Source organism: Nodularia spumigena CCY9414, assembly GCF_000340565.2.
In the GTDB taxonomy this organism is placed as follows: Bacteria; Cyanobacteriota; Cyanobacteriia; order Cyanobacteriales; family Nostocaceae; genus Nodularia; species Nodularia spumigena.
The window spans coordinates 1,539,619-1,541,384 of record NZ_CP007203.1; the positions used below are offsets into that span (position 1 = coordinate 1,539,619).

1 protein-coding gene is annotated in these 1,766 nt (G+C 47.7%); it reads right to left on the reverse strand.

The features are described from left to right. Positions 1 to 192: 192 nt before the first annotated feature. Entirely contained in the window at positions 193 to 1,674 is a 1,482-nt protein-coding gene (locus NSP_RS06735; RefSeq protein WP_017803919.1) for a trypsin-like peptidase domain-containing protein, read from the reverse strand. Positions 1,675 to 1,766: the final 92 nt, after the last annotated feature.

A 1,766-nucleotide genomic window follows, 5' to 3' on the forward strand; every position in this document is an offset into this window, starting at 1 on the left:
TAGCGGAGCGGGGCGTAGCCCAACAAATTCATATTTGAAATCAGCAACGCCAGATTTGGAGTAATTTCATGATTTGTGTGTACACCGTAGCTTAAAAAGGGGGGGAAACCTCTCAAAGTCCCCCTTTTTAAGGGGGATTTAGGGGGATCTAAAACTTTTTGCCACCGACAATAGGACTTTTAAAACATCCTCTTACCGGTTTTGCCAAATTTGGATTGTCCCGTCCAAACTCCCACTGGCTAAGGTGCGACCGTCGGGACTGATGGCTACATATGAATGTCCGGTGAAAGTAGCGATTTCCCCTTGGGTTTGCAGATTCCACAGTTTGATTGTCCAGTCCCCACTTCCACTGGCTAAGGTGCGACCGTCGGGACTGATGGCTACAGAGAGGACCGATTCTGAATGTCTCGTCAAAGTAGCGATTTCCCCTTGGGTTTGCAGATTCCACAGTTTGATTGTCTTGTCATCACTTCCACTGGCTAAGGTGCGACCGTCGGGACTGATGGCTACAGACCTGACCGCTTGTGAATGTCCGGTCAAAGTAGCGATTTCCCCTTGGGTTTGCAGATTCCACAGTTTGATTGTCTTGTCATCACTTCCACTGGCTAAGGTGCGACCGTCGGGACTGATAGCTACAGACCAGACCCATTCTGAATGTCCGGTGAAAGTAGCGATTTGCTGTTGGGTTTGCAGATTCCACAGTTTGATTGTGTTGTCACTACTCCCACTGGCTAAGGTGCGACCGTCGGGACTGATGGCTACAGAAGAGACCCCCTCTGAATGTCCGGTGAAAGTAGCGATTTGCTGTTGGGTTTGCAGATTCCACAGTTTGATTGTGTTGTCACTACTCCCACTGGCTAAGGTGCGACCGTCGGGACTGATGGCTACAGAAGAGACCCAATCTGAATGTCCGGTCAAAGTAGCGATTTCCCCTTGGGTTTGCAGATTCCACAATTTGATTGTCTTGTCATTACTCCCACTGGCTAAGGTGCGACCGTCGGGACTGATGGCTACAGACCTGACCCCTTCTGAATGTCCCGTCAAAGTAGCACCGAGGGTGGGATTTCCCCAAGGAACTACTGCGGCGATGCTCTCTAAATTTGGGATTTTTTCAATGGGGATTCCCTGGACTCCTTCTGTGTCCAAATCGTCTTCCGCTTTGCCATAAATCCCAATCACTAATCCCCGCTCATCTAAGATTGGCCCTCCACTCACTCCCGGTTTGGGTTGACCCGTAAAAAATAAATCGTATCCTAGTATTTCTCCCGTTCCTCGCGAGCTGAGTTGAGCCGGAATGAATAAATAAGTTCTCGAACCTGGAGCAACCGGAAAACCGGCATGATATACTTTCGCCCCTTCTTCAACTGTGCTAGAATCGATAACCTGAGCAATAGTATAATTTCTGCTACTGGTAAACTTTAATAAAGCTAAATCTAATTCCCCCAGGCGCTGACTTCTTTCAACGGGGTATTTCTGTCCGTCGGGAGTGATAATATCATACACCCCCGGCTTTTTAATCACATGATGAGCAGTGAGGACAGTGTAGGTGTTACCTTTTCGGGCTACAATCACTCCCGAACCTTTACCGTCTAATCCGCCAATCATCACAGTGATTTGTTTGGCGATATTATTGACTTGTACAGGGGCTAAAGTTGAAATAGCTTGCCACTGCACTAACGCCAAGTKSCTGTCCCYWAAATTACCCCTAATCCTTGGGAGAATTTCATAGTTATTTGTGAGTTAAAAAGGTAAGTTAAGCTACGCTA